26 protein-coding genes and 1 riboswitch are annotated in these 24250 nt (G+C 67.3%); of the genes, 11 read left to right on the top strand and 15 right to left on the bottom strand.

The genetic code is table 11. The annotated features are described in order from the left end of the window. Positions 1–28: 28 nt before the first annotated feature. Positions 29–138: riboswitch (SAM-I-IV-variant riboswitch) on the bottom strand. A 152-nt stretch (positions 139–290) separates the two neighbouring features. The 7 genes from ACQR1F_RS19575 to ACQR1F_RS19605 all read right to left on the bottom strand — a co-directional run bounded on the left by ACQR1F_RS19575 (position 291) and on the right by ACQR1F_RS19605 (position 5661). After that, a complete protein-coding gene (locus ACQR1F_RS19575; protein WP_434893829.1) occupies positions 291–542 on the bottom strand; it encodes a DUF3551 domain-containing protein in 252 nt (83 codons plus the stop codon). Between the two features lie 168 nt (positions 543–710). Continuing rightward, complete coding sequence (locus tag ACQR1F_RS19580) at positions 711–1322, bottom strand: hypothetical protein (protein WP_315805358.1); 612 nt, start codon at positions 1320–1322, stop codon at positions 711–713. A 539-nt stretch (positions 1323–1861) separates the two neighbouring features. Continuing rightward, positions 1862–2557, bottom strand: a complete 696-nt coding sequence (locus ACQR1F_RS19585) for a VIT1/CCC1 transporter family protein (protein ID WP_315805357.1) — start codon at positions 2555–2557, stop codon at positions 1862–1864. Positions 2558–2617: 60 nt separating this feature from the next. Continuing rightward, positions 2618–3166: a cytochrome b gene (locus ACQR1F_RS19590; RefSeq protein WP_315805356.1), complete on the bottom strand. Its 549-nt coding sequence runs from the start codon at positions 3164–3166 to the stop codon at positions 2618–2620. A gap of 108 nt (positions 3167–3274) precedes the next feature. Further along, positions 3275–4693, bottom strand: a complete 1419-nt coding sequence (locus tag ACQR1F_RS19595) for a sensor histidine kinase (protein WP_316239286.1) — start codon at positions 4691–4693, stop codon at positions 3275–3277. Further along, a complete protein-coding gene (locus ACQR1F_RS19600; RefSeq protein ID WP_315805354.1) occupies positions 4690–5355 on the bottom strand; it encodes a response regulator transcription factor in 666 nt (221 codons plus the stop codon). The genes ACQR1F_RS19595 and ACQR1F_RS19600 overlap by 4 nt, the downstream gene beginning before the upstream one ends. Then, entirely contained in the window at positions 5356–5661 is a 306-nt protein-coding gene (locus tag ACQR1F_RS19605) for a PepSY domain-containing protein (RefSeq protein ID WP_315805353.1), read from the bottom strand. It lies immediately after the preceding gene. 346 nt (positions 5662–6007) lie between these two features. Between ACQR1F_RS19605 and ACQR1F_RS19610 the strand changes: the two genes are divergently transcribed. Next, a complete protein-coding gene (locus ACQR1F_RS19610; RefSeq protein WP_316218807.1) occupies positions 6008–6253 on the top strand; it encodes a hypothetical protein in 246 nt (81 codons plus the stop codon). A gap of 35 nt (positions 6254–6288) precedes the next feature. On the opposite strand, the gene arsB is transcribed toward ACQR1F_RS19610, so the two are convergent. The 4 genes from arsB to ACQR1F_RS19630 form a co-directional block, all read right to left on the bottom strand. Continuing rightward, positions 6289–7317 carry an ACR3 family arsenite efflux transporter gene (gene arsB / locus ACQR1F_RS19615; RefSeq protein ID WP_316218806.1) on the bottom strand — a complete coding sequence of 343 codons (1029 nt, stop codon included), beginning with the start codon at positions 7315–7317 and terminating at the stop codon, positions 6289–6291. Between the two features lie 4 nt (positions 7318–7321). Next, positions 7322–7849, bottom strand: coding sequence for an arsenate reductase ArsC (locus ACQR1F_RS19620; RefSeq protein ID WP_434913670.1), 528 nt, complete (start codon positions 7847–7849; stop codon positions 7322–7324). After that, on the bottom strand, positions 7842–8204 hold the full coding sequence (locus ACQR1F_RS19625) for an ArsR/SmtB family transcription factor (RefSeq protein WP_316239288.1): 363 nt from the start codon (positions 8202–8204) through the stop codon (positions 7842–7844). The genes ACQR1F_RS19620 and ACQR1F_RS19625 overlap by 8 nt, the downstream gene beginning before the upstream one ends. A gap of 91 nt (positions 8205–8295) precedes the next feature. Further along, positions 8296–8946 carry a Crp/Fnr family transcriptional regulator gene (locus ACQR1F_RS19630; RefSeq protein ID WP_315805348.1) on the bottom strand — a complete coding sequence of 217 codons (651 nt, stop codon included), beginning with the start codon at positions 8944–8946 and terminating at the stop codon, positions 8296–8298. A 76-nt stretch (positions 8947–9022) separates the two neighbouring features. Here ACQR1F_RS19630 and ACQR1F_RS19635 point away from each other — a divergent pair, with 76 nt between their 5' ends. From ACQR1F_RS19635 to ACQR1F_RS19655, 5 genes are all read left to right on the top strand, one after another. Then, a complete protein-coding gene (locus ACQR1F_RS19635; RefSeq protein ID WP_434913671.1) occupies positions 9023–9502 on the top strand; it encodes a hypothetical protein in 480 nt (159 codons plus the stop codon). Positions 9503–9607: 105 nt separating this feature from the next. Continuing rightward, entirely contained in the window at positions 9608–9925 is a 318-nt protein-coding gene (locus tag ACQR1F_RS19640; protein ID WP_315805346.1) for an ArsR/SmtB family transcription factor, read from the top strand. 47 nt (positions 9926–9972) lie between these two features. Then, entirely contained in the window at positions 9973–11337 is a 1365-nt protein-coding gene (locus tag ACQR1F_RS19645; protein WP_434913672.1) for an NAD(P)-binding domain-containing protein, read from the top strand. Positions 11338–11380: 43 nt separating this feature from the next. Next, a complete protein-coding gene (locus tag ACQR1F_RS19650; protein WP_434913673.1) occupies positions 11381–12568 on the top strand; it encodes an MFS transporter in 1188 nt (395 codons plus the stop codon). A 161-nt stretch (positions 12569–12729) separates the two neighbouring features. Next, positions 12730–14304: an EAL domain-containing protein gene (locus ACQR1F_RS19655; protein WP_316182958.1), complete on the top strand. Its 1575-nt coding sequence runs from the start codon at positions 12730–12732 to the stop codon at positions 14302–14304. 30 nt (positions 14305–14334) lie between these two features. Here ACQR1F_RS19655 and ACQR1F_RS19660 read toward each other — a convergent pair whose 3' ends face one another. After that, positions 14335–14763: a CHRD domain-containing protein gene (locus tag ACQR1F_RS19660; protein ID WP_316182957.1), complete on the bottom strand. Its 429-nt coding sequence runs from the start codon at positions 14761–14763 to the stop codon at positions 14335–14337. 206 nt (positions 14764–14969) lie between these two features. Between ACQR1F_RS19660 and ACQR1F_RS19665 the strand changes: the two genes are divergently transcribed. Then, a complete protein-coding gene (locus tag ACQR1F_RS19665) occupies positions 14970–15626 on the top strand; it encodes a TetR/AcrR family transcriptional regulator (protein WP_315805365.1) in 657 nt (218 codons plus the stop codon). Positions 15627–15628: 2 nt separating this feature from the next. On the opposite strand, the gene ACQR1F_RS19670 is transcribed toward ACQR1F_RS19665, so the two are convergent. Beyond that, complete coding sequence (locus ACQR1F_RS19670; protein WP_434837841.1) at positions 15629–16345, bottom strand: GntR family transcriptional regulator; 717 nt, start codon at positions 16343–16345, stop codon at positions 15629–15631. Positions 16346–16519: 174 nt separating this feature from the next. Here ACQR1F_RS19670 and ACQR1F_RS19675 point away from each other — a divergent pair, with 174 nt between their 5' ends. The 4 genes from ACQR1F_RS19675 to ACQR1F_RS19690 are packed head-to-tail and all read left to right on the top strand — an operon-like array spanning position 16520 to position 21209. Further along, complete coding sequence (locus tag ACQR1F_RS19675; RefSeq protein ID WP_434908506.1) at positions 16520–17413, top strand: VOC family protein; 894 nt, start codon at positions 16520–16522, stop codon at positions 17411–17413. Positions 17414–17438: 25 nt separating this feature from the next. Continuing rightward, on the top strand, positions 17439–18992 hold the full coding sequence (locus ACQR1F_RS19680; RefSeq protein ID WP_434913674.1) for a bifunctional 3-(3-hydroxy-phenyl)propionate/3-hydroxycinnamic acid hydroxylase: 1554 nt from the start codon (positions 17439–17441) through the stop codon (positions 18990–18992). Positions 18993–19025: 33 nt separating this feature from the next. After that, the gene (locus ACQR1F_RS19685; RefSeq protein WP_316218796.1) at positions 19026–20348 is read left to right on the top strand and encodes an MFS transporter; all 1323 of its coding nucleotides are present in this window, start codon (positions 19026–19028) and stop codon (positions 20346–20348) included. A gap of 9 nt (positions 20349–20357) precedes the next feature. Further along, complete coding sequence (locus ACQR1F_RS19690; protein WP_434913675.1) at positions 20358–21209, top strand: fumarylacetoacetate hydrolase family protein; 852 nt, start codon at positions 20358–20360, stop codon at positions 21207–21209. Between the two features lie 143 nt (positions 21210–21352). Here the strand turns inward: ACQR1F_RS19690 and ACQR1F_RS19695 are convergent, their stop codons facing one another. Next, positions 21353–22933 (bottom strand): DHA2 family efflux MFS transporter permease subunit, encoded by a 1581-nt coding sequence (locus ACQR1F_RS19695; RefSeq protein ID WP_434913676.1) that lies wholly within the window; start codon positions 22931–22933, stop codon positions 21353–21355. A gap of 12 nt (positions 22934–22945) precedes the next feature. Then, a complete protein-coding gene (locus tag ACQR1F_RS19700; RefSeq protein ID WP_434837836.1) occupies positions 22946–24211 on the bottom strand; it encodes an HlyD family secretion protein in 1266 nt (421 codons plus the stop codon). Positions 24212–24250: the final 39 nt, after the last annotated feature.

Consider the following 24250-nt stretch of genomic DNA (forward strand, 5'->3'; position numbering starts at 1 on the left):
AAGAGATGAGCGCATGACGCCGTGGTGGCTTGTCCCGTTTAGTTGCCGGACCGGCCACATCTTCTTCCAAAGGAAGAAAGCCACCTTGCTCGGGGAGCAGGTTGGCGCTGGGCGTCGGCCCAACTCTTGATGTTGGAGTTGACGATAGCGGGCACTATCGAGCTTGGCAAGTACGCCCCCAGTTTGAGGAACAACGCGTGGCCGCTCCTGGCTCATCTCGAACCTTTTGGTCGGCTCCGACGATGGCCGCTCCGTCGAAAATTGGAGTCTTGTCAGGCCGCAATCGGCGCCTACCGGGGAGGCCGACGGCGGCTTGGCTCAGGCGGGCGCTGTGCATAGGGGTTCAGCAAGCACATGGCCGAAAGGCCCGCAGCTCCTGCTCTGCACGCCTCCCACGACCTGTACTGGCACGAGACCGTGCTGGACCCGCCCCATTCCCATGTCTGGAGGCACACCGGATCATTGCCATCGAACCGCTGAGCCGCGGCTGGAGCGGTTGCAAGCACGATGATTGAAGTCATGAGGAGAAGCGCGCGCATCATCACACATCATGGCATGAGGCTGACCAATCCGAAAGGGTCTGCCGGCGCGGCCACGTCCAGGCGGGCTTGATCTGCAGGCGTAGCGGGTTTCGGTATTCGCGTTGTCAGGTGACCATCTCTTGCTCCACGAAAAGCAGGCGATCGCAGCTAGCTTCGGCGGCTCATGACTCAGAAATAGGAGCGCGGCTGCTGCTTGATATGTTGGCCGAGGTAGCGTCTCACGGTCGAAAGATTTTTCGGTTCAGAAAGCTTCTCAAATACCTGATGCACCAATTCATCGTGATCGGAGGCAACCATTGCGACGGCGTCCCTCAGGTTTCTAAGCTGACGCCAGGAAAGAGCAGGCTCCGCTGCTGCCACCAAAGCCCAAAATACAGGGCGCCATAACCCGGTGTCGAAGGGCTTTGACGCTTGAAATATGGAAAACAGCGCCTCTGAACGACTCCCCATGTTTTCAATGGCGCTGGAGGCAGCGACATACTTTGTGAGAAGTTCTTTGGCGGGTGGCCCGTTGCCGCGCTCGAGGTATGCCCTGATCGGCCATGCCGAGACGGCTACACGATTGAAAATATCCTCCTGACAGTCGGCTGCCAGAATCGCCTCTTCAAGGAGGCGGCTATACCTTTCATCGGGCCAATGGCGTGCGACGTGAGATAACGCCTGACACCTGAACCAAGGTGCTTCTATCCCCCTTGCGACGCTTAGCGCTTCGTCAGGGCGAGCAGATGCGAGGCGGATCGCGAGGTCTCTTGCTTTGGTCGGGGTCAGGGTCTTGCTCACCCAAACCGACTACCATAACTCCCCGCAACGGCCAATTGGATGGAACGTCAGATTCTGGCCTAAAGGTGAGCTATGCTGGTTCAAGGCTGACGCATGGTCTCAACCCAACGCCGTCGTCAGGACGTCCAGATCCGCAGAGCACCAACAGTCTCGAACTCGGCGAGCCTAAAGCTCTTTGTCACAGACAACGCTGCCGTAGGGTGGGCAAAGCGACGCCAAGGGCGGCGCGTGCCCACCATCGGTGGCGCTGGGTGTAGGCGGTGGGCACGGCGCGCGTGAAAGCTCGCCCGACAAGGCCGCATCCCGGCGCGCCTTTGCCCACCCTACGGCAGGTTGTTAGTTCAGCGTGCCATCAATCTTGACGCTGCTGGCAAAGCGGCGCGTGACCACCATCGCCACCGCTCGAAACGCGCGGTGGGCCCGATGCGACGCGGCGTTGCCGCGTACGCCTCTTTGCCCACCCTACAGCTCGGGTGACGGGATCATGACCGGCCCGGTGACCTTCGTCCGAACGGCCTAGACCGCAATCCCGCTCCACCTCACCCGAACAGATGCGCCAGCCAGAACGCGGCGCCGGCGGCGAGGCCGCCGACGAGGGCGGTCTGCAGCGCAGACTTGATCTTGTTGACGCCGGTGAAGTGGCCCTTGATGGCGCCGAAGATCAAGAGCGCAATGCCAGTGGCGATCACGGAGATGCGGAGCGCCGACGAGATGTCGGCCGCCAGCATGTAGGGGATCAGCGGGATCAGGCCGCCGATCACGTAGGAGCCGCCGATGGTCACCGCGCTGACCGGCGCGCGCTTCGGATCCGGGCGTTCGAGGCCGAGCTCGAAGCGCATCATGAAGTCGACCCACCGCTTGCGATCGGACGCGATGGCGTCGACCACGGTGGTCAAGGCCTGGCCTTCGAGACCATAGCCGCGAAAGATCGCCGCGACCTCCTCGACCTCGCGACCGCGGAGCTTCTCGATCTCGTCGTGCTCCCGCTTCTCCTCGGCGGCGTAGTGCTCTGCGTCGGAGCGGGCGGCGAGATAGCCGCCGAGCCCCATCGCGATCGCGCCGGCGACGACCTCGGCGAGGCCGGCCGTGACGATCACGTCGGTCCTGGCGACCGCCGCCGAAAGACCGGCGGCGAGCGCGAACGGCACGGTGAGGCCGTCGGCCATGCCGATGACGACGTCGCGGACGACCTCCGACGCGGTGAAGTGCTTTTCGATGTGCGGCGTTGCCGGCATGGCGGCCTCCGATGGCGTGTTCGACGGAGACCTTCTAGCAGGCCCGGATGACAGGCGCGATCACCGCAGTCCCGGCACCATCCGCCGCAGGGTGCGATCGTGCAGCCAGTAATGGTGCAGCAAGGCGGCGCCTGCGTGCAGGCCGATCAGGATCATCAGGCCATTGGCCAGCGCCTCGTGGATCTCCTTCATGTCGTGGGCGAAGCCGCGGTCGCCGATCCAGGGTGAGGCGATCTCGAACAGGCCGAACACCGGCAAGCCGTAGCCGCGGGCAAACTGTGTGACGATGCCAAGCACCGGAATGGCGAACATGATGCCGTAGATCAGCAGATGCGTGATCTCGCCGACATGAACGGTCCACGCGCCGAATTTGGTCGCTTCAGGCACCGGCGGCGGATCGGCCAGGCGCCAGGCCAGGCGCGCCAGCGCGAAGCCGAGCATCGACAGCCCGAGCGAGACGTGCATGAACAGGCCCATGTCATGAGCGGGACGTGGCAGCACGTCGCCGAGATGGCCTGAAATCCAGGCCGCCGGCACCAGCACGGCGACGATCCAGTGCAGTGCGATCGCGACGGAGCCATACGTCTTGGCGGAGTTTCGAATGCGCATGATCAGCTTCCTTCGGCCATTGGCCCCCGCTGCCGGCAGGCCGGAGCGCGGGGTGGTAGGACCGGAGGAAATAGCCGACCGGGGGCGTCGCGCCGCTGACGCGGGATGTCAGCCTGCTGTCAGAATGGACGGCGCCGGGGTGGCCTGCGACGTCGCGGGCTGCGACCAGCGGAGCGCCGAGACGATGGCCGGCGCGATCGTGATCCTGGCGCCGCCGAGCTGGGAACGTCCGATGTGCAGCCGCCAGCCATAGGCTTCGAGCACGTCCTGCACGATCGCGAGCCCCAGCCCGCTGCCCGGCCCCTGCTCATCGAGGCGGCCGCCGCGTTCGAGCACGCGGCCGATCTTCGCGTCCGGAATGCCCGGACCGTCGTCCTCGACAGTGACGATCAGAGGGGTCGCACTGGCGACGATGCGAACCGTGCTCGCCGCATGACGCGCGGCGTTCTCCAGGAGATTGCCGAGCACCTCGGCGAGATCCGTGCGGTCCATGCCGACGCGCAGGCTTGGAGGCACCTCGCCATCGAAGCTGACATGGGCGGCCGCCGGCGTGCGGCCGAGCGTCCCGAGCAGCGCATTCACCAGCGGCGCCAGCTCGGTTGCGGCCTCCGGCCCGCCGCGAGCCTTGCCGCGCAGCCGCGCCAGCGCCAGCTCGCGATCGACCTGCCGGCTCATCGCCTCGGCGACATCCTCGACATTGCGCGCCAGCTCGATCTGGCCGAGCTCCTTCAAGCGCGCGGCGTCGGCCGCGAGTGCGGCGAGCGGCGTCTTGAAGCCGTGGGCGAGATCGGCCGCACGGCTGCGCGAGCGCATGATCTCGCGGCTCTGCGCATCGAGCAGCGCGTTGACCTCCTCGACCAGCGGCGCCACCTCGGTCGGCACGTCCACGGGAAGATGCTGGCGCCGGCCGCTGCGGATCTCGGCGACGCCACGGCGCAGCACGCCGAGCGGACGCAGGCCGAGAGTGACCTGAACCGAGGTGCCGACGGCGAGGATGACGGCCAGCACGGCGAGCGCGATCGACAGATCCTTGGCGAAGGTCCGCACCGCACTGGTGGCGCCGTCGAGGTCGTAGGCCACGGCCGCGCGCACGCGGATCTGGCTTTCCGGATTCATCAGGATGCCGCGCTCGGCAACCAGCACGTGTTCGCCATCCGGCCCGGCGAGCTCATGCTGATGCACGTCGCTCGGTCCGGGCTCGTCGATGGGCAGCGGCAGGATGGTGTCCCACAGCGAGCGCGAGCGCAGCAACTGGCCGTGATCGTCCGAGATCTGCCAGTACAGCCCCGACAGCGGCACCACGAAGCGCGGATCGGCCGGCGGCCGCGCGACCACGATGCGCCCTTCCGCATCGACCTCGAGGCCGTTCAGCAATTGGCGCAGGTGGATGTCGAGATCGGAGGCGAGCGTGCGCGCGACGTGGCGCTTGAACAGCACGACCATGCCGAAGCCGGCGACGCCGAGCGCGACCAGCAGCGCGATGGTGCCCGCCGCCACCAGTCGCAGCCGCAGCGAGCCGAGCCTCATTCCGTCGTCTCCGGGATCATGTAGCCGAAGCCGCGGCGGGTCTCGATGATGTCGGCGCCGAGCTTCTTGCGCACGCGCCGGATCAGCACCTCGAGCGCGTTGGAGTCGTGCTCGTGGCCGAGACCGTAGACGTTCTCCTCCAGCTCATGCTGCGGCACGACGCGGCCGCTCTGCCGCAGCAGATAGGCGATCAGCCGGTATTCGAGCTGCGACAGCGTCACCGGCACGCCGGACAGGCTGACCTTCATCTGGCGCTCGTCGAGCATCAGGTCGCCCGACGAAAGCACCGGAGCGGCATGGCCGGCGGAGCGCCTGATGATCGCGCGCAGCCGCGCCAGCAGCTCCTCGTTGCGAAACGGCTTCGGCAGATAATCGTCGGCGCCGGCATCGATGCCGTCGACCCGCTCGGCCCAGCTCGCGCGCGCCGTCAGGATCAGCACCGGCATATGCCGCGCCGCGCCGCGCCAGCGCTTCAGCACCGACAGGCCGTCCATGCCGGGGAGGCCGAGATCGAGGATCACGGCGCCATAATCCTCCGTGTCGCCGAGAAACCAGGCCTGCTCGCCGTTGTCGGACGTTTCGACCAGATAGCCCGCCGCCTGCAGCGTCCGCGCCAGGTCGGACGACAGCCGCGGATCGTCCTCGACCAGCAGCACACGCATCTATTTTTCCTCGATCCGCTCGATCTCGCCGCTGCGCGCATCGACATAGACCTCGCGCACGCGGCCATCACGGCCGATCACCCGAAACTCATACCGCCAGCGGCCACGCTGGCGGTCGACATCGATTCCCATCACGTCGCCGGCGATCCGGCCGCGCAATCTCGGCAGGATCTGCGACAGCGGCAGGACGTCGCCCGCCTCCACCGCGCGACGCACGGCATCACGGCGCTCGCGATCGTCCTCGCGCGCCACCGTCGCCGCGGACGCCGCCGTCGAGATCAGCATCGCAAATGCCGTGATGCGCATGAACCGTCCGATTTGAGGCAAATGCATGATCTTCCCGGGGCCTGACGCTCTGATCTTCAAAGCTCGTCGTCATTCGTTGCGCGCGCGCCACTGGGTTCGAATTGCGGGGGTCGACTTGCGGAGCGTTCGCAGATGCTAAGGAGCTGGTGCGGATTTTAGTTTGAACTTCCGATGTCGGAATTGCGCTCAGGCCGATGCGCGGGTGGAAACTCGCAAGGGATCGGCATCCTGCCCGAGACAAGCTGACGTCTCGCTGACTCAACCTGACAGGATGCCGTCAGCCTCGTTGCGACATGATCCCGCCCGGACGGAGCGAGCCGGGGGCGCGGTGAGTTCGGAGACGAGAATGCGTAAGACGATGACATTGGCAGCCGTGCTGGCGGGGCTGGGCGGCCTCCTGGGGATGTCACAAGCCGGCCGGGAGACGGCACCCACGCTGGTGCCGGTGGCCCGTGCCGATGTCGGCACCCTGGCGGCCTATGCGCATCTCGCGGCGCTGCATGCGCGGGCCGACAGCCAGCTGCTGAGCTACGAGCCCGCGCGCCGGGACCGCGAAGGCGACGACGACGATCAGGACGAGCCGCGGCGGTGAGGCGAACCGGCTTCTGACCAAGGCACGGACCAAGGCTAGGCCGGCAGGCCCGCTTCGTACCAGCGACGCGTCGCCTTGACGATGCGCACGACCGAGAGCATCACGGGGACTTCGACGAGAACCCCGACGACGGTCGCGAGCGCAGCCCCCGAGTCGAGCCCGAACAGGCTGATCGCGGCGGCAACCGCCAGCTCGAAGAAATTGCTGGCGCCGATCAAGGCGGCCGGAGCCGCGACGCACCAGGCCACGCCGAGCCGGCGGCTCAGCCAATAGGCGATCCCCGCGTTCAGATAGACCTGGATCAGGATCGGCACGGCCAGGATCGCGATGACGACCGGCTGCTTCAGGATCTGCTCGCCCTGGAAGCCGAACAGCAGCACGAGCGTCCCGAGCAGCGCCACGAGCGAGACCGGTTGCAGCACCCGCAAGGTGCGCTCCAACGCCCCGTCCGTGCTACGCAGCAATGCCCGACGCCAGAGTTGCGAGACGATGACCGGCACGACGATATAGAGCAGCACCGACAGCAGCAGGGTGGTCCAGGGCACCGAGATCGAGGCGACGCCGAGCAGCAGGCCCACCAGCGGCGCGAACAGGAACACCATGATGACGTCGTTGAGCGCGACCTGGCTCAGCGTGTAGTGCGGCTCGCCGTCGCACAGATTCGACCAGACGAATACCATCGCCGTGCACGGCGCCGCCGCCAGCAGGATCAGACCCGCCACGTAGGACGACAACTGGCCTGCGGGAAGCATCGGCGCGAACACGTGGCCGATGAAGATGCTGCCGAGCAGAGCCATCGAAAACGGCTTGATCGCCCAATTGACGATCAGGGTGACGCCGATGCCCCGCCAATGCTCCTTCACGTTGCCGAGCGCGGCGAAATCGATCTTCAGCAGCATCGGGATGATCATCAGCCAGATCAGGGCCGCGACCGGCAGATTGACCCGCGCCACCTCCGCCGACGCGACAGCCGCGAACAGCCCCGGCATCAGATGGCCGAGACCGATACCGACGACGATGCAGAGCAGGACCCAGACCGTCAGATAGCGCTCGAAGATCGTCATCGGATCAGGCCACGTCGGAGCGGAACGACGTTGCGCCCTCGCCCGTCCCGATCTCGCGCAGCCGCGTGCCGAGCGACATCGAATCGATGCGGCCGAGCGGCAGATTGATGAAGGCGTCGATCCGGTTCTTCAGATAGCGGAAGGCGGTCGTGAACGCCGCGAGCTTCTCCAGCTCCGTGCCTGCGCCCGCCGCCGGATCCTCGATGCCCCAATGCGCGGTCATCGGCTGCCCCGGCCAGATCGGGCACGCCTCGCCGGCGGCGTTGTCGCAGACCGTGAAGACGAAATCCATCGCCGGCGCGCCGGCGGCGGCGAACTCGCTCCAGCTCTTCGAGCGCAGATCGTCGGTCGGATAGTCCATGCGCGCGAGCGTCTCGAGTGCCAACGGATGCACCGCGCCCTTCGGCGTGCTGCCGGCGGAGAAGGCGCGGAAACGGCCGGCGCCGTCCTTGCGCAGGATCGACTCGGCGAGCACCGAGCGCGCCGAATTTCCGGTGCAGAGGAACAATACATTGTAGATGCGGTCAGACACGGCTCTTCTCCTTGCGCTTCGGCGGACAGCAGGGGGTGAGACTTGCGATGACCGGCGCGCAGACCTCCGGCCGGCCGCCGCAGCAGTCCTGCAGCAGAAACAGCGCGACCTCGCGAAACTGCGTGAGATCGGCCCGGTAGACGATCGAGCGGCTGTGCCTGATCGAGCTGACGAGGCCGGCGCGGGCGAGCACGGATAGATGTGCCGACAGCGTGTTCTGCGGCACCTCCAGCAGACGCGCGAGCTCGCCCGCCGGCAGCCCGTCGGGCTCGTGCTGCACCAGCGTGCGGAAGGCCTGCAGGCGCGTCGGCTGCGCCAGCGCCGCCAAGGCCAGAACGGCTTGTTCGTTTTCCATATATCCAGAATTATCGATATAACCAGCAAACGTCAAGGCCGGCCGCACCAGGAATGCACGACGGAGCGAGAGGCTCCGCAGACTGGAAGGCTCATCGCAAGCGCAGGCGGGTGCCGTCGACGATGAGTTCGCCGTGCTGCTCCATGCGCGCCAGCGCGCGATAGAGCGCTTCATGGGTGACGCCGAGCTCGCCGGCCCAGTCCTTCTTCGACCGGCCGAGCTCGACCTCGCCGCCCTCCCCTTCGGTCTCGATGAAATGCACGATCCGCTCGCGCGCCGTCTTCAGGCTGAGCCGCTCCGACTGCGCCCGGACCTTGCGCAACTCGCGGGCGAGATGATCGCACCATCGGTCCCCGATCTCGGGACGGCGCAGCGCCTCGGCGAAGGCCTTGCGGTCGATCGCGAGCAGCGCTGAATCCTGCGCCGCGACGGCGTCGCAATGATACGTCGACTGGTCGAGGCTGGCCTCTGCGAGAAAGCCGCGGCGGGCCCGCTGCAGGACGATGTCGTCGCCGGCGCGCGAGCGGCGCACCAGCCTCACCTCGCCGGTCAGCACGAAGAACATCGCCCGCGGCCGATCACCCCGACAGAACACCGTGCCCTGGCGCGGCACCTGGATGCGCCGGGTCCGCAACCGCGCGGCCGCGGGCAGCGCGGCGAGCAACGGCGACAGCCGTGCAAGAGCGCGCCAGTCGAGCGGCGGGCGCGTGCCCTCGGGCGGGAGATGGTCAATCCTCGGCATATGATCTGGATCATATGCGCCGTCCGGCTGCGCGGTCTAGGGAAGACGTCACCGCGTTCGCTCAATGGAGGTCCTCATGCGCCTGCGTCTCGCCGCCGTTACGCTGGCCCTCGTCGCATCCGCCGGCATCGCGACGGCGCAGCACCACGGCCATCACGACCATGGCAGCCACGGGATGCTTCCGGCAGACCCGCGCGAGCGGGTGGCGTTTCCGCCCGACCTCGCCGAGCATACGCTTGCCAACATGCGCGACCATCTGCTGGCGCTGCAGCAGATCAACGACGCGCTCGCGGCGGGCGAGCCGAACAAGGCCGGCCAGATCGCCGAGCAGCGCCTCGGCATGAGCTCGCTGCGGCTGCACGGCGCCGCCGAGGTGGCCGGGTTCATGCCCCAGGGCATGCAGGAGGCCGGCACCACCATGCACAAGGCGGCGAGCCGCTTCGCCATCGAAGCGCAGAATGCGGGCGTGACCGGCGACCTCAAGCCGGCGCTGAAGGCGCTCGGCGAGACGATGGCGGCCTGCGTGGGCTGCCATGCCGGCTACCGGCTGCGATAGCGCGCCGGACGCGCCTCCCGCCGGCGATGCACCGCGGCGCATTATTTCCAATATTCTAGAAATATCGTTTGACTTCGGCACGCCGCCTGCCCCATCCTGCTTGTCATGAAGCTCGATGACGCCGCTGCCCGCCTGGAAGCCCTCGGCAACACCACGCGCCTGAAGATCTACCGCGCGCTGGTGCGCGCCGGGCATGCCGGGATGCCGGTCGGCCGATTGCAGGAGCGGCTGAAGATCCCGGCCTCGACGCTGTCGCACCACGTCAAGACGCTGGTCGCTGTCGGGCTGATCTCGCAGCAGCGCGAGGGCACCACGCTGGTCTGTCACGCCGAATACGACGTGATGCGCTCCCTGCTCGGCTTCCTCGTCTCCGAGTGTTGCGCTGAGGAGCAAGGCTGCGGCACCGAGAGGCCGGCCGCCTGATCATTTGACAAATAATTCGATGATTCTAGAAATATGGGAGGAATAGCGTGATGGATGCCAAGACGGTTGCGATCATCGGCGCCGGCCCGGTCGGGCTGGCGGCCGCCGCCCACGCGCTGGCGCGCGGCCTGACCCCGGTCGTGCTGGAAGCAGGTCCAGAAGCCGCGCATGCGGTGCGGCAGTGGCAGCACGTCCAGCTGTTCTCGCCGTGGAAGTACAACATCGACAGCGCGGCGGCGCGGCTGCTGGCGGCGACGGGATGGACTTCGCCCGAGCCCGAGGCCTATCCGACAGGGCGCGAGCTGATCGAATCCTATCTCGCGCCGCTTGCAACGCGCACCGCGCTGCGCGACGTCATCAGAACCTCGCATCGCGTCACCGCGATCGGCCGCGCCGGCTTCGACAAGGCCAGGTCGAAGGGACGCGCCGATGCGCCGTTCGAGATCCGCGCCCACAACGGCAAGGGCGAGGCGGCGCTGCAGGCCGACGCCGTCATCGACGTCTCCGGCGCCTGGTTCTCGCCCAATCCTGCCGGCCATAGCGGGCTGCCCGCGCTCGGCGAGGCCGCGCATGCGGCGCGCATCGCCTACGCGATGCCGGACGTCCGCGGCGCGCAGCGCAGCCGCTATGCCGGCAAGACGGTCGCGGTGCTCGGTGCCGGCCACTCGGCGATCGGCACCTTGATCGATCTGGCCGCATTGGCCGAGGTCGCGCCGGGCACGCGGGCGATCTGGCTGCTGCGCGGCGACGATCCCGCGAAGGCATTCGGCGGCGGCAGCGCCGACCAGCTCGCCGCGCGCGGCGAGCTCGGCCTGGCCTTTGCCGCGCTGGTGCGTTCGGGCCGCATCCGGCTCGAGGCCGGCTTCGGCGTCACCGGGATCACTGATGAGGACGGCCGGTTGCGGATGGATGCCGCGGGCGACCGCCACGTCACCGCCGACGAGCTGATCGTCGCCACCGGCTTCCGCCCCGATCTGTCGCTGCTGGCGGAGCTGCGCCTGCGGCTCGATCCCGCGATCGAGGCCCCTGTGGCGCTCGCGCCATTGATCGATCCGAACGAGCATTCCTGCGGCACGGTGCGGCCGCATGGCGCGCGCGAGCTGGCGCAGGCCGACGAGCCCGGGCTCTATCTCGCCGGCATGAAGAGCTATGGCCGCGCGCCGAACTTCCTGATGATGACGGGCTATGAGCAGGTCCGTTCGATCACCGCCGACATCGCCGGCGACAAGGCCGCCGCGCATCGTGTCGAGTTGAAGCTGCCGGAGACCGGCGTCTGCACCCGCGGCGGAGTGGAGAGCATTGCAGCCCTGCCCGGCTGCTGTGGCGGACCGGCGCCATCGGGCGTAGACAGTTGCTGTGCCGATGACGCCAAAGCCAAGCTGGCTGGCCGCAGCGGCTGCGGCTGCTCATGACGCCGAGACTTCGTGACCCAGAACTGAGGAGAGGTCGACGGGAATGCAGGCAAGACGGCTGGGCGTGGTCATCGCTCTCGGCACCGCCCAGACGCTGGCCTGGGGATCGAGCTACTATCTGCCCGCCATCCTCGCCGACCCGATCGCGAGGGATCTCGGCCTGTCCAACAACTGGTTCTTCGCCGCCTTCTCCGCCTCGCTGATCATCTCCGGCCTGTTGGGTCCGCGCATCGGCCGCCAGATCGACCGCGTCGGCGGCCGCCAGGTGCTGTGCGCCTCCAACATCGTGCTGGCGATCGGGCTCGCATTGCTCGGCCTGTCGCATTCGCTGTGGGTGATGGCGATCGCGTGGCTGTGGCTCGGCGTCGGCATGGGGCTCGGCCTCTATGACGCCGCGTTCGGCGCGCTCGGGCGCATCTATGGCAAGGATGCGCGCGGCGCGATCACCGGCATCACCCTGATCGCGGGCTTTGCCTCCACCGTCGGCTGGCCGCTGAGCACCTGGGGGCTCGCCACCATCGGCTGGCGCGAGACCTGCTTTGCCTGGGCGATCGCGCATCTCGTGATCGGCCTGCCGCTCAATCTGTCGCTGCCGCGCGCGACCCAGATGGCACCCGGCGAGATGCCGGCGGGCAAGCCGAACATTCCGCTCGATCGTCCCATGATCCTGATCGCGTTCGCGATGGCGGCGGCCTGGACCGTGACCGCGGCGATGGCGGTGCATCTGCCGCGGCTGATGCAGGCCTTCGGCGCAACCCCTGCACAGGCGCTGTTCGCGGGCATGATGATCGGGCCGGCGCAGGTCGCTGCGCGCGTGTTCGAGGCCGGCTTCCTCAGCCGCTTCCATCCGCTCGCCTCGGCGCGGCTCGCCTGTATCACCCATCCGATCGGCGCCGTGACAATCGGGCTGTTCGGCGGCGGCGCGGCGGCGGCCTTCGCGCTGCTGCACGGCTCCGGCAACGGCATCCTGACCATTGCTCGCGGCACGCTGCCACTCGCGATCTTCGGCCCCGTCAACTACGCCTACCGGCTCGGCCTGATCGGGGCGCCGTCGCGGATCTGCCAGGCCTTCGCGCCGCTGCTGTTCGGCCTGCTCATCGACGGGCTCGGCCGCGGCGTGCTGATCGTGTCGGCGAGCCTGAGCCTGTCGGCGCTCGCCGCCCTGATGCTGCTGCCGGCCGAGCGCGCCGAGACGGCGATGCCGCTCGACACCACCGACAAGGCGGCCTGAGCCGGTAGCCCTTCATTAACCAGCTTCCTGCGCTCACGGCCCACCGTGCCGCTGCGGACGGGCATCCTGGGGCGCATATACGGAAAGTTGAAGGTTGGATTGAAGGATACCCGTGGTCATACGGGGGCGTTCACGACACGATGGCATTGCAACGTAAACACATGCTTCGTGTCGCGGCGGTGGTCGCCTGCGTCGGGATCTTCCTGGCCGGCGCCGATCTCGCCGTGACCGCGCTGATCGGCAACCAGACCGCGCGGCAGCTCAGCGAGCTCAGCAAGCTGGCGCTCCGCCGTTCCGAGGCCGCGATCGACTCGGCCGGATCGATCCTGAACCGTCTGATCGCGAAAGGACCGATGGACTGCAGCGCCGTCGCGCTGCAGGCGCTGCGCCTTCACGTCTATCAAGGCACCATCATCAAGGACATCCGCACCGTCGATCGCGACGGCGCGGTCAAGTGCGCGGCCTATTCCGAAACACTGGAATTCGACAATGGCTGGGCGCGGCGCGACGAGATGTTCAAGTCCGCCGACGGCGAGCTGCGGCTGTTCCGCGTCGAGCAGTTCACCGGCGCCGCGTTCGGCGTGATGCGCGACATCGACCCGCAACGGTCGCTGGCGGCGATCCTGCGCATCGACGGCAATCTGCTGGACGTGATGCCGGTCGGCCTGCGCGCCGAGAGCAACGTCACCCTGACTTTGCCCGATGGCGAGCAGGTGGCCGGCTATCATCCCGACGCATCCGCCAGATCGCCGGCGCAGACCGTCGCGTTCACCACCGTGTCCGACCGCTATCCGCTGCAGGCCACGATCCATGTGCGGCCGCAGAGCCTGAGCGCGCGCGGCGACCTCGCTTATCTCCTGACGATGCTCGCCGCCGGCACGCTGGGCGGCATGTTCGGCCTGCTGCTGGCGAGCTACCTCAGCCGGCCGGTGGACCCGGTCGCCGAGCTCGACCGCGCGCTCGCGGCCAACGAGTTCAAGCCCTATGTGCAGCCGACCTTCCGACTGAAGACCGGCGACATCGTCGGCTGCGAGATCCTGGCGCGCTGGGAGAAGCCGGACGGCCGGCTGATCCCGCCGATGAGCTTCATCCCGCTCGCCGAGAGCTCCGGCCGCATCGAGAGACTGACCTGGCAGCTCCTCAAGACCGCCTTGCGCGAGCTGCAGCCGGAGATGAAGCAGGACAAGCTGTTCAAGCTGTCCGTCAACGTCACCCCGCGCCACCTGCTCGGCGACCGCTTCATCGACGATCTGCGCAAGACGGTCGCGTCGTCATCGGTCTCCACCCGCCAGGTCGTGCTCGAGGTCACCGAGCGCGAGGAGCTCGCCGATCTCGCCAAGGCGACTGATGTCGTGAAGGAGCTCAGCGAGCTCGGCTTCCGCGTCGCACTCGACGACGTCGGCATCGGCCATAGCGGCCTGTCCTATATCCAGCGGCTCGGCGCGCGCATCCTGAAGATCGACAAGTTCTTCGTCGACGCGATCACCCGCGACCAGTCCGCCATCGTGGTGGTGCAGATGCTGGTGGCGCTGGCGCGCGAGCTCGACATGTCCGTGGTCGCCGAGGGCATCGAGCATCAGGAGCAGGTCGATGCGCTGATCGCCTGCGGCGTCGAGGAAGGCCAGGGCTATCTGGTTGCGCCGCCGCTGTCGCTCGGGCGTTTCAAGCAGTTCCTCGACGTGCGCCGGGCCTCGGCCGTTCCGGGCGTGGCCGGCGCGCCGGAACTGGCCGCGTGACGGCGAGCCCGCGCGCGTCGGGCACGCGCCTCACTGCCGGGTCATCTGTCCGCGAATCTCGCCGCCTGGGTTCGCCTGGGTGTGGACGTTGGCGTACCATTTGCCGGCCAGCAGGTCGGCCGCCTGAGCGTCCGTGATGACGGCCGAACCGGTAATCGGGGTCTCCGGGCTCTTGAACGGCAGCACGATGCCGGCATTCTTGCCGGGCTCGCTGGGACCGTGGAAATGCGCCCCCATTGCCGGCCCGGTGAGGCCCGAATAGGTGACCTTCCAGCTCAGCGTCTTGGTGGCGGTGTCGAAGCTCGCTTCGGCCGCGCCCGTCGCGGGCGAGGCGTTCGGCGGCACCTCGTTGGCGGCCTTGAGCTCGGACTTCAAGATGACGGTTTCAGCGCGCGCAAGCGGCGCGGCCGCGACGCAGGCGACCGCGAGCAACGACAAATGAACGAATGTCCGTCCCATAGTTTCCTCCTCAATCGTTTTGGGCAGTCTCAGTGTTCGAGACCCCACGGGCAAGCCGATATTCCGTGGAACGCGTTAACGCCCCAGGCATGAGCAGCGGCCCCCGGCCGCGTTGATTGAACAATCCGGACCCCTGTGCCAAACAGGACGGGAACACAAAGGCCTCGAAAGAAAGCCTCGAAAGAAAGAAAGCCATGGCGGATCGAATGGTTGCTTCCAAGACGGCGCGCGGCAAGGTGGGGCGGCCTCCGCTCGAACGTGCCGGCGAGGTCGAGGAGCGCATTCTCGATGCGGCAAAGACGGTGTTCCTCGCCAACGGCTTCGAAGGCGCGAGCGTCGACGAAATCGCGCAGACCGCGCGTGCCGGCAAGCCGACCATCTACGCGCGATTTCCCAGCAAGGCCGCGCTGTTCGCGGCTGTGATCGCCCGCCATGCCGCGCGCAACACCCAATATGAGAACCTGGTGCCGCAGGGCCGCACCTTCCGCGCCCGGCTGATCAGCCTCGGACTCACCCTGATCGAGCGCGCCTTCGTCGAAGACACGATCGGCCTGATGCGGACCGCGATTGCGGAAAATCCGCGGTTTCCCGAGCTGACGCTCGAGATCCAGGACACCGCGCGCAAGCGCGCCACCTGCAATGTGAGCCATGCGATCGGCGAGCTCGCGCGCGCCGAAGGCCTTGCCGGCAAGGGCGCGTTCTCGGCCGATCGCATCGAGGACAGCGCACGGATCTTCCTCGATCTCGTCGTGTTCGCCGTGCTGATCCGCAGCCTGCTCGGCGAGGACATGCGCACCCTGAAGAAGGAAGCCCAGGCGCATGTCGAGAAGCGCGTCGACTTCTTCCTCGCCGCGACGACGTGATCCTAAATCTGCTTGTCCTTGCGCAGCTCCGGAAAGATCGTCTCGTCCTGCAGGATCACGTCGGCGGTGCGCTGATAGTGCGCCGTGAGCAGCGCAACCGCGCGTTCGGTGTCGGCGTCAAGCACGGCGTTCATGATGTCGGCGTGCTCGTCGCCGACGGGGCGTGACGGAAACGCCTTGCGGATCGACAGCCGGCGGTAGCGATAGAGCTGGTCGGCAAGCTGGCCGCAGAACGCGATCAGCGACTGCGAGCCGCAGTTCGAGATCAGGACCCGATGATAGATCCGGTGCAGCCTCTCCCACTCCGGATTGTCCTCGAACGTGGTCGCGCTGAGCGAGCGCGGCGCGCGGCTGAGCCGATGCTGCGCCAGCACCAGTTGCTCCTCCCAATCCGGCGTCGCCGCCGCCATCGACTCGCGCAGCGCCAGCGCCTCGACCCAGCAGCGGGTCTTGGTCAGCTCGGCGAGCTCGGCGCGGCTGATGTCCTTGACGTAGAAGCCGCGCTGCTCGCGCACCTCGACCAGTCCGTCGGCAGTGAGGCGGTTGAGCGCCTCGCGCAGCGGTGTCTGCCCGGTCTGATAGGTCTCGGTCAAAAACCGCATCTGCAGCTTGCGCGACGGCGCCAGCCGGCCGGACAGCAGGTCCTCGCGCAGCCGGTCATACACATGACTCGCCTGCGTCGACGGGCCCTGCCCCTCGGCCTCCAAAACCGCATCCACGCCCGATCTCCTCTGAATCAGACGACATGTATAGAGCGAGGCTACAGAACATAAAATTTATAAATTCTGATTGATTCATATTTTTTATGTAATAAAAGGGACGAGCCGGTTCTGCCGGCCAGGGATAGAAACGTCGCGCGTCCTCACCCGGGCATCGCGCAGGAGGACACGCTCATGACCCGGTTTCCGGTCGCGGCTCTGCGCAGCGTCGATCTGGGCACGCCAGATCTCGCGCGTTCGGAAGCGTTCTATCGACAGACCTGGGGGCTGGAGCGCGTCGCGGAGGCCCGCGGCATCGTCTATCTCCGTGCGACCGGCAGCGATCATCATGTCGTAGCGCTGCACCAGAGCGAGCGTACCGAGTTGAAGGCGGTGACTTTCCGCCTCGCCGAGTCCAGTGATTTCGATGCCGTCAGCCGCAACGCCATCCATGAAGGCGCGACGCTGATCGCAGCGCCAGCGCCGAACCCCGGTCCCGACGGCGGCGTGATCATGAGCCTGCGCGGCCCCGAAGGCGGCGTGCTGCGCTTCGTTCATGACGACCTCAGGCACGACGCCAAGCCACCGCGGCCCGAGCTCCCCGAGCGGCTCGCCCACGTCAATCTCAACAGCACCGACGTCAATCGCACGGCTGCGTTCTACGAGAAGGCGCTCGGCTTCAAGCTGACCGATCGCTCCGCGGCGATGGCGTTCGTCCGCTGCAACTCCGATCACCATGCGGTGGTGATCGCCGCCGCCAAGGTGAACGGCCTCAACCACGTCGCCTTCCTGATGCCGACCTGGGAAGGCGTGATGCGCGGCGCGGGCCGCATGATCGATGCCGGTCATCCGATCGCCTGGGGCGTCGGCCGCCACGGCCCCGGCGACAATGTCTTCGCCTACTTCATCGATCCCGTCGGGACCGTGATCGAATACACCGCCGAGGTGCTGCAGGTCGACGACGACTACGTCGTGCGTGGGCCGGAGCATTGGGTCTGGCCGCCCGGCCGCACCGACCAATGGGGCATCGCGCCGCCCAAGGCCGAGCACGTCAAGGCCGCGCAGCTCGCGGTCGGCTACGCCGCCTGACTCGTTGTCCAACTCCAGAGTTTCCATGTCCGCCACGTCCGATCACAAGCATTTCGAGGTTGCCGTCATCGGCTTCGGTCCGACCGGCGCCATCGCCGCGAGCCTGCTCGGCATGCAGGGCATCAAAACGCTCGCGATCGATCGCGCTGTCGAGATCTACGACAAGCCGCGCGCGATCGCGCTCGATCACGAGATCATGCGGCTGTTCGACAATCTCGGTATCGCCGAACAGGTCAGCCGCCATGTCGCGCCGTTCCCGGCGTCCGAGCATTTCGGCGCACGAGGGCAGTTGATCCGCCGCATCGACATGGTCGGCCCGCCCTACCCGCTCGGCTACACGCCGAGCATGGTGTTCACGCAGCCGCCGGTCGAACAGATGATGCGCGATCGCGTTTGCGCCTGTCCGTCGGTGACGGTCGAGCTGGGCACGAGCCTCGTCGCGATCCGGCAGGATGCAACGGCGGCGACCGTCGTGCTGCAGCGGGCGGACGGCACGACGCATCAGGTCACCGCCGACTACGTGATCGCCTGTGACGGCGCCTCCAGCACCGTGCGCCAGCAGCTCGGCATCAGCTTCGATGATCTCGACTTCGACGAGCCATGGCTGGTGGTCGATCTTCTCGTGAATGCTGGCAGCGCCGGCAAGCTCCCGGCCACCGCGGCGCAATTCTGCGATCCCGCGCGTCCGACCACCTACATCATCGGTCCCGGGAACCATCGCCGCTTCGAGATCATGCTGCGGCCGGGGGAAGACCGCCACGCGATGGAGCAGCCGGAGCAGGTCTGGCAGTTGCTGTCCCGCTGGCTCGGGCCCGAGGACGCCACCCTGTGGCGCGCGGCGAGCTACCGCTTCCATGCGCTGGTCGCGCACCGCTGGCGCCAGGGCCGTGTCCTGCTCGCCGGCGATGCCGCGCATCAGCAGCCGCCCTTCATCGGCCAGGGCATGTGCCAGGGCCTGCGCGACGCCGCCAATCTGTGCTGGAAGCTCGCGCGCGTGTTGCGCGGCCAATCGACCACGGCCCTGCTCGACAGCTATGAGAGCGAGCGCAGCACGCATGTGCGCGAGCTGACCACGCGCATCAAGGCGATCGGCCGCGTCATCTGCGAGCAGGATCCGGAGGCCGCAGCGGCACGCGATGCGCGTATCCTTGCCGAAGGCGGCGGCGCGCCGCGCACCATCACCCGGCAGGAGATCGTGCCGCCGCTGACGCAGGGACTGCTCGCGACCAGGGCAAACGCGGCCAATGGCACGCTGTTTCCGCAGCCTTGGATCGTCGGCGACGGTGGTGGGCGAGCGCTGCTCGATACCATCGCCGGCACCGGATGGCGGCTCGTCCTCGACGGGCGGGGCGCGCTGAACTCGAGCTCGATCGACGCTGCGACCCGCGACGCCGGGATCAGTGTGATCGCCATCGGCGGTCACGGCTTGCACGAGGAGAGCGCCGTCGTCGCACGCTGGTTCGAACGCCACGGCTGCAGCGCCGCGCTGGTGCGCCCCGATCATTATGTCTACGGCGTCGCGACGGACGCGCCGGAGCTCGCCGCGCTGCTGAGCGAGCTGAACCAACGACTGCACTAATCAAAACAAGAGAATGTCAAACGGGGAAACGCCATGACCACATCATCGGACACCGCCAGACCCAGCGTGGGAGGACGCGCGATCGCCGTCCTCATCATGCTGTTCCTGTTCCAGACGCTGAACTTCTTCGACAAGCTGGTATTCGGCCTCTCGGCCGTGCCGATGATGAAGGAGCTTGGCTTGAGCCCGAAGGAGTTCGGGCTGATCGGCAGCAGCTTCTTCCTGTTGTTCTCGCTGTCGGGCATGGCGGTCGGCATGTTCGTCGTCGGCCGCTTCCCGGTGAAATGGCTGCTCCTGATCATGGCCGCCGTCTGGTCGGCCACGCAGATCCCGATCTTCTTCTCCGGCTCGATCGCCGTGCTGGTGATCTGCCGCATCATTCTCGGCGCCGGCGAAGGCCCGGGACTGCCGACCGCGCTGCACGCCTGCTACAACTGGTTTCCCGCCGACCGCCGCAGCGTGCCGAGCGCCGTGGTGCTGCAGGGCATCAGCGTCGGTCTGTTGGCTGGCGGTCCGATCCTGACCTATGTCATCGTGAGCCATGGCTGGCGCACCGGCTTCCTGTTCTGCGGCCTGCTCGGGCTCGCCTGGATGCTCGGCTGGTTCTTCGTCGGTGGCGAAGGACCCTACTCCGCCCATGCGCCGGAGGCTTCGGCGGCGAAGGACAAGGCGTTGCCGGCGCGCGTGCTGTGGGCCGATCCGACCGTGATCGGCGTCATCATCATGTCGACCGCGTCGTACTGGATCGTCGGCATGTCCGCGACCTGGCTGCCGCCCTATCTGCAGCTCGGGCTCGGCTACAAGCAGGTCGATGTCGGCTGGATCATCTCGGGGATCTACCTGTTCCAGTCGCCGCTGCTGCTCGGCGGCTCCTGGCTGACGCAGGTTCTGCAGCGCAAAGGCTTCAGCCTCCGTGCCTGCCTCGGCCACGCCTCCGGTCTCGCGCTGCTCGCCGCCGGCTGCGCGCTGCTCCTGAGCATCGTCACCTCGGGGCCGCTGCAGCTCGCCTGCATCGCGATCGCCTTCGCGGCGCCGAGTCTCACCACGATCTTCGGCCCCGTCGCGCTCGGCGCCGTGGCGCCGGCAATCCAGCGCGGCCGGCTGATCGTCGTGATCTATTCCGGCAACGCGGCCTCCGCGCTGGTGTCGAATGCGCTCACCGGCTGGATCGTCGGCGAGGCCGGCGGCAACGCGCCGCTCGGCTACGCCCACGCCATGACCTTCACCGCCGGCGTGCTGATCGTCGGCGCCATCTCGGCCTTCGCGCTGATCTTCCCGGAGCGCACCATCGCGCGCTTCGCGAAATCGGCGCAAGAACCGGCTTCTCCCTCCGCCGTAGCGGCGGTTTCGACCTGAGGACATCGGATGAGATTTGCAAGCTTCACCATCGACAATGCGCCGACTTGGGGACTCGTCGAGGGCACCGACGTCGCCGATCTCGGTGCCGTCCTGCGCGACCGCTTCCCGGACCTGAAATCGGCGATCGCAGCGGACGCGCTGAAGGAGGCGGCTGCAGCGGCCTCAGGCGCAAGGCGGCATCCGCTCTCGGCCATCAGCTTCCTGCCGGTGATCCCGAACCCGGACAAGATCCTTTGCATCGGCTTGAACTACGAGACGCACCGCAAGGAGACCGGCCGCTCCGAGGTCGAGAACCCCACGGTGTTCGGCCGCTTCGCCAACAGCCAGACCGGGCATCTCACGAATATCATCCGCCCGCGCGTCTCGACCGATCTCGATTTCGAGGGCGAGCTCGCCATCGTGATCGGCAAGCCGGGTCGCTACATCCCGCGCAGCGAGGCCTTCAAGCACATCGCCGGCTATGCCTGCTACAACGAGGGCAGCGTCCGCGATTTCCAGCGCCACACCCACCAATTCACGCCGGGCAAGAATTTTCCGGCGACCGGCGCGTTCGGCCCGTGGCTTGTGCCCCCCGACGAGATCGACGACCTCGGCTCGCTGCGGCTGCAGACGCGGTTGAACGGCGAGGTCGTCCAGGATGCGACGATCAGCCAGATGATCTTCGATATCCCGCGCCAGATCGAATATTGCTCCTCGTTCACCCGGCTCGAGCCCGGCGACGTCATCGCCACCGGCACGCCCGGCGGCGTCGGCTCCCGCCGCACACCGCCGCTGTGGATGAAGCCCGGCGACGTCGTGGAGGTCGAGATCGACAAGATCGGACTGCTGCGAAATGGCATCGCCGACGAGGCGGTGTAAGCGCCCCTGATGTTCCTGACCGTCATTCCGGGGCAGCCCGCCAGGGCTGACCCGGAATCTCGGGATTCTCAGGTGCGCAACTGCGCACCATAGTTCGATGCTTGCGCATCGCCCCGGAACGACAGCCGAACAACCGTGCTTCCTCAATGCGCCATCGCCGGGCCGCCGCCGAGCTTGACCTTGCGGAGCGTCAGGGCCAGCGGAATCGCCGACAGCGAGATCAGCATCAGCGCCCAGTAGACGTCGACATAGGCGAGCAGCGACGCCTGCATCTGCACGGTCTGGCCGATCCAGGCGAGCGCCTGCTGCTGCGCCTGGACCAGCGAGCTGCCATGGGCGGTGAAGTAGTTGGTCACCTGGTGCAGCGTGTCCTGATAGGCCGGGTTGGACGGAATGGCATTCTCGACCAGCCGGCTCTGGTGGAATTGCGCGCGGTGCGCCAGGATGTTGGCGGCGAGCGACACCCCGATCGACCCGCCGGTGTTGCGCGCGGCGTTGATCAGCGCCGAGGCCTGGTCGGTCCTCTCGGGTGGAATGCCGTTGTAGGACGCGGTCGTGATCGACAGGAAGATCAGCGGCAGGCCGATGCCGATCAGCATGCGGGATTCGGCGAAGAACCAGAAGTCCACATTGGCATAGACCCGCGTGAGGTCATACATCGCGAAGGCGACGACCGCGGCGCCCGTCATGATCATGTGTTTCGGCTGCACCTTGCCGGAGAGGCGGCCGACCACGAACATCATCGCCATGGTGACGAGGCCGCCGGGCGACAACACGAGGCCCGCCCAGGTCGCGGTGTAGCCGAAATCCTGCTGCACCATCTGCGGCAGCATCTGCGTGGTGCCGAGCAGGATCGCGCCGGTCGCCAGCATCACCAGGAAGCTGGCGCCGAACTGGCGCGACGCCAGCATGCGGACGTCGACCGTCGGGTTTTTCTGGTTCATCTCCCACGGGATCATGGCGATGAAGGCCGCAACGCAGACCGCGGCGGTCACCAAGATGAAGCGCGAGTCGAACCAGTCGTCCTCCAGGCCACGGTCCAGCATCAGTTCGAGCGCGCCGAGGAAGGTCGCGACCAGCATGAATCCGACGACGTCGAAGCCGTGCGCCTGCTTGCGCCGCTCTTCAGTGACAGCTTCAGGCTCCTTGAGGATCAGCCCGATCAGCAGCATCGCGGCGACGCCGACGGGGCCGTTGATCAGGAAGCACCAGTGCCATGAGACGTTGTCGGAGAGATAGCCGCCGAGCGTCGGGCCGACGACGGGCGCGACAACGACGGCGACGCCGAACAGCGCGAACGCCTGGCCGCGCTTTTCCGGCGGGAAGGAGTCGGCGAGGATCGATTGCGCGACCGGCACCATGCCGCCGCCGCCCAGGCCCTGCATGATCCGGAACAGCAGCAGCACCTGCAGATTCCAGGCGAAGCCGCACAGCACCGAGCTCAAGGTGAACAGGCCGAGGCACATGATGAAGAAGGTCTTGCGGCCCAGGCGCTTGGCGAGATAGCTCGACGCCGTCAGGATGATCGCGTTCGAGACGAGATAGGTCGTCACCACCCAGGAGGATTCGTCCTGGCTCACGCCCATGCCGCCGGCGATATAGGGTAGCGCGACGTTGGCGATGGTGGTGTCGAGCACCTCCATGAAGGTCGCGAGCGCGACAAGCACCGCGATGATCCACGGACTGCCGGCGCGCGGCGCGGAGAGAGCGGCAGCCTCACGCATGGCGGACCTCTCTCACAGCACGGCCTTCAGCCGCTCATAGAGCGACGGCCTGGGATCGACACGCACGGTCGGCACCACCGACATGCCGGGACCGAGCGCGACGTCCGTCGGCGGATCATCCATGTCGATCTTGACCGGCACGCGCTGCACGATCTTGACGTAGTTGCCGGTCGCATTCTGCGGCGGCAGCAGCGAGAAGGCCGGGCCCGAGCCGGACTGCACGCTGGCGACATGGCCGCGGATCTCGCGCTCCGGATAGGCGTCGATCTCCAGGGTCACGGGCTGGCCTGGACGCATCTCGTCGAGCTGGGTTTCCTTGAAATTGGCGGTCACCCAGACGTCATCGGGCACGAACATCGAAAGCGCCGTGCCTTGTGCCGCGAACTGGCCGTCGGCGGCGCTGAGATTGACAACGCGGCCGGGCTGCGCCGCGGTCACGGTCGTGTAGGACAGATTGAGCTGCGCCTGGTCGCGCTGCGCCTGCGCCTGCGCGAGATTGGCGTCGGCGCTCTCGCGCTGCGCCTTCAAGGACTCCAATTGCCGCTGCGCCACCTGCAGATTGGCCTGCGCCGAGGTCAGCGCCGCCTTCTGCTGCTGGAGCTGCGATGTGTATTGCTGCTCGCTCTGCACCGTGCCCGAGCCGGTGCGGGCGAGGTCCTGATAGCGCTTGGCCTGCTGCTCGGCGAAGGTCAGCCCGGCCTGGGCCTGCTCGACCTGGGCCTGGCCCGCGGTGATCTGCGCCTGCTGCACCTCGATCTGCGCATCGATGTTGCGGATCGCCGCCTGCGCCGACTTCACCTGCGCATCGGCCTGGGCCAACGCGGTCTTGTAGTCGCGATCGTCGATGCGCGCGATCACGTCGCCGGCCTTGACGTGCTGATTGTCGGTGACGGGGACGGCGGTGATATAGCCGGAGACTTTCGGCGCAATGGAGAACTGGCGGGCCGCGATGAAGGCATCGTCGGTGGTCTCATAGTGACCGGCCGCATCGTAGTAGACGTAGCCGCCGGCGCCGACGGCGAGCAGCAGCACGAGACCCAGCGCTGCCCCAAGCGGATGCCGCCGGATCAGGCTCCTCCGGGCCCCCTCCTGGCGCTGCCCGTGCTCCGTCGGCGACGGACCGGGCTCCGCAGCCGGCGCCTTGGCCTCGATCTGCTGCGGAGTGTCGCCAGAGGCATCCCCGCGCCATTGCCGCACGGCACGATCGCGCGCGGAGACCACCGGATCGTCGTTGGCCGCAGATGGAACCTCAGCCGATGACAGAGCTTGCTGTGTCATCACGTCTCCTTGAAAAGAACGGAACCGTTTCGTTTCTAC

The sequence above is a fragment of the Bradyrhizobium sp. HKCCYLS3013 genome, assembly GCF_051167615.1.
Classification (GTDB): Bacteria; Pseudomonadota; Alphaproteobacteria; order Rhizobiales; family Xanthobacteraceae; genus Bradyrhizobium.

What these genes read in the sequence shown, in the direction of transcription:
- ACQR1F_RS19695 (WP_434913676.1), bottom strand. Translation starts at nt 22,933, where the DNA reads ATGCGTGAGGCTGCCGCTCTCTCCGCGCCGCGCGCCGGCAGTCCGTGG.
- ACQR1F_RS19575 (WP_434893829.1), bottom strand. Translation starts at nt 542, where the DNA reads ATGATGCGCGCGCTTCTCCTCATGACTTCAATCATCGTGCTTGCAACC.
- ACQR1F_RS19700 (WP_434837836.1), bottom strand. Translation starts at nt 24,211, where the DNA reads ATGACACAGCAAGCTCTGTCATCGGCTGAGGTTCCATCTGCGGCCAAC.
- ACQR1F_RS19675 (WP_434908506.1), top strand. Translation starts at nt 16,520, where the DNA reads ATGACCCGGTTTCCGGTCGCGGCTCTGCGCAGCGTCGATCTGGGCACG.
- ACQR1F_RS19610 (WP_316218807.1), top strand. Translation starts at nt 6,008, where the DNA reads ATGCGTAAGACGATGACATTGGCAGCCGTGCTGGCGGGGCTGGGCGGC.
- ACQR1F_RS19630 (WP_315805348.1), bottom strand. Translation starts at nt 8,946, where the DNA reads ATGCCGAGGATTGACCATCTCCCGCCCGAGGGCACGCGCCCGCCGCTC.
- ACQR1F_RS19605 (WP_315805353.1), bottom strand. Translation starts at nt 5,661, where the DNA reads ATGCGCATCACGGCATTTGCGATGCTGATCTCGACGGCGGCGTCCGCG.
- ACQR1F_RS19685 (WP_316218796.1), top strand. Translation starts at nt 19,026, where the DNA reads ATGACCACATCATCGGACACCGCCAGACCCAGCGTGGGAGGACGCGCG.
- ACQR1F_RS19680 (WP_434913674.1), top strand. Translation starts at nt 17,439, where the DNA reads ATGTCCGCCACGTCCGATCACAAGCATTTCGAGGTTGCCGTCATCGGC.
- ACQR1F_RS19655 (WP_316182958.1), top strand. Translation starts at nt 12,730, where the DNA reads ATGCTTCGTGTCGCGGCGGTGGTCGCCTGCGTCGGGATCTTCCTGGCC.
- ACQR1F_RS19590 (WP_315805356.1), bottom strand. Translation starts at nt 3,166, where the DNA reads ATGCGCATTCGAAACTCCGCCAAGACGTATGGCTCCGTCGCGATCGCA.
- ACQR1F_RS19585 (WP_315805357.1), bottom strand. Translation starts at nt 2,557, where the DNA reads ATGCCGGCAACGCCGCACATCGAAAAGCACTTCACCGCGTCGGAGGTC.
- ACQR1F_RS19595 (WP_316239286.1), bottom strand. Translation starts at nt 4,693, where the DNA reads ATGAGGCTCGGCTCGCTGCGGCTGCGACTGGTGGCGGCGGGCACCATC.
- ACQR1F_RS19660 (WP_316182957.1), bottom strand. Translation starts at nt 14,763, where the DNA reads ATGGGACGGACATTCGTTCATTTGTCGTTGCTCGCGGTCGCCTGCGTC.
- ACQR1F_RS19625 (WP_316239288.1), bottom strand. Translation starts at nt 8,204, where the DNA reads ATGGAAAACGAACAAGCCGTTCTGGCCTTGGCGGCGCTGGCGCAGCCG.
- ACQR1F_RS19600 (WP_315805354.1), bottom strand. Translation starts at nt 5,355, where the DNA reads ATGCGTGTGCTGCTGGTCGAGGACGATCCGCGGCTGTCGTCCGACCTG.
- ACQR1F_RS19690 (WP_434913675.1), top strand. Translation starts at nt 20,358, where the DNA reads ATGAGATTTGCAAGCTTCACCATCGACAATGCGCCGACTTGGGGACTC.
- ACQR1F_RS19650 (WP_434913673.1), top strand. Translation starts at nt 11,381, where the DNA reads ATGCAGGCAAGACGGCTGGGCGTGGTCATCGCTCTCGGCACCGCCCAG.
- ACQR1F_RS19640 (WP_315805346.1), top strand. Translation starts at nt 9,608, where the DNA reads ATGAAGCTCGATGACGCCGCTGCCCGCCTGGAAGCCCTCGGCAACACC.
- ACQR1F_RS19665 (WP_315805365.1), top strand. Translation starts at nt 14,970, where the DNA reads ATGGTTGCTTCCAAGACGGCGCGCGGCAAGGTGGGGCGGCCTCCGCTC.
- ACQR1F_RS19635 (WP_434913671.1), top strand. Translation starts at nt 9,023, where the DNA reads ATGCGCCTGCGTCTCGCCGCCGTTACGCTGGCCCTCGTCGCATCCGCC.
- arsB (WP_316218806.1), bottom strand. Translation starts at nt 7,317, where the DNA reads ATGACGATCTTCGAGCGCTATCTGACGGTCTGGGTCCTGCTCTGCATC.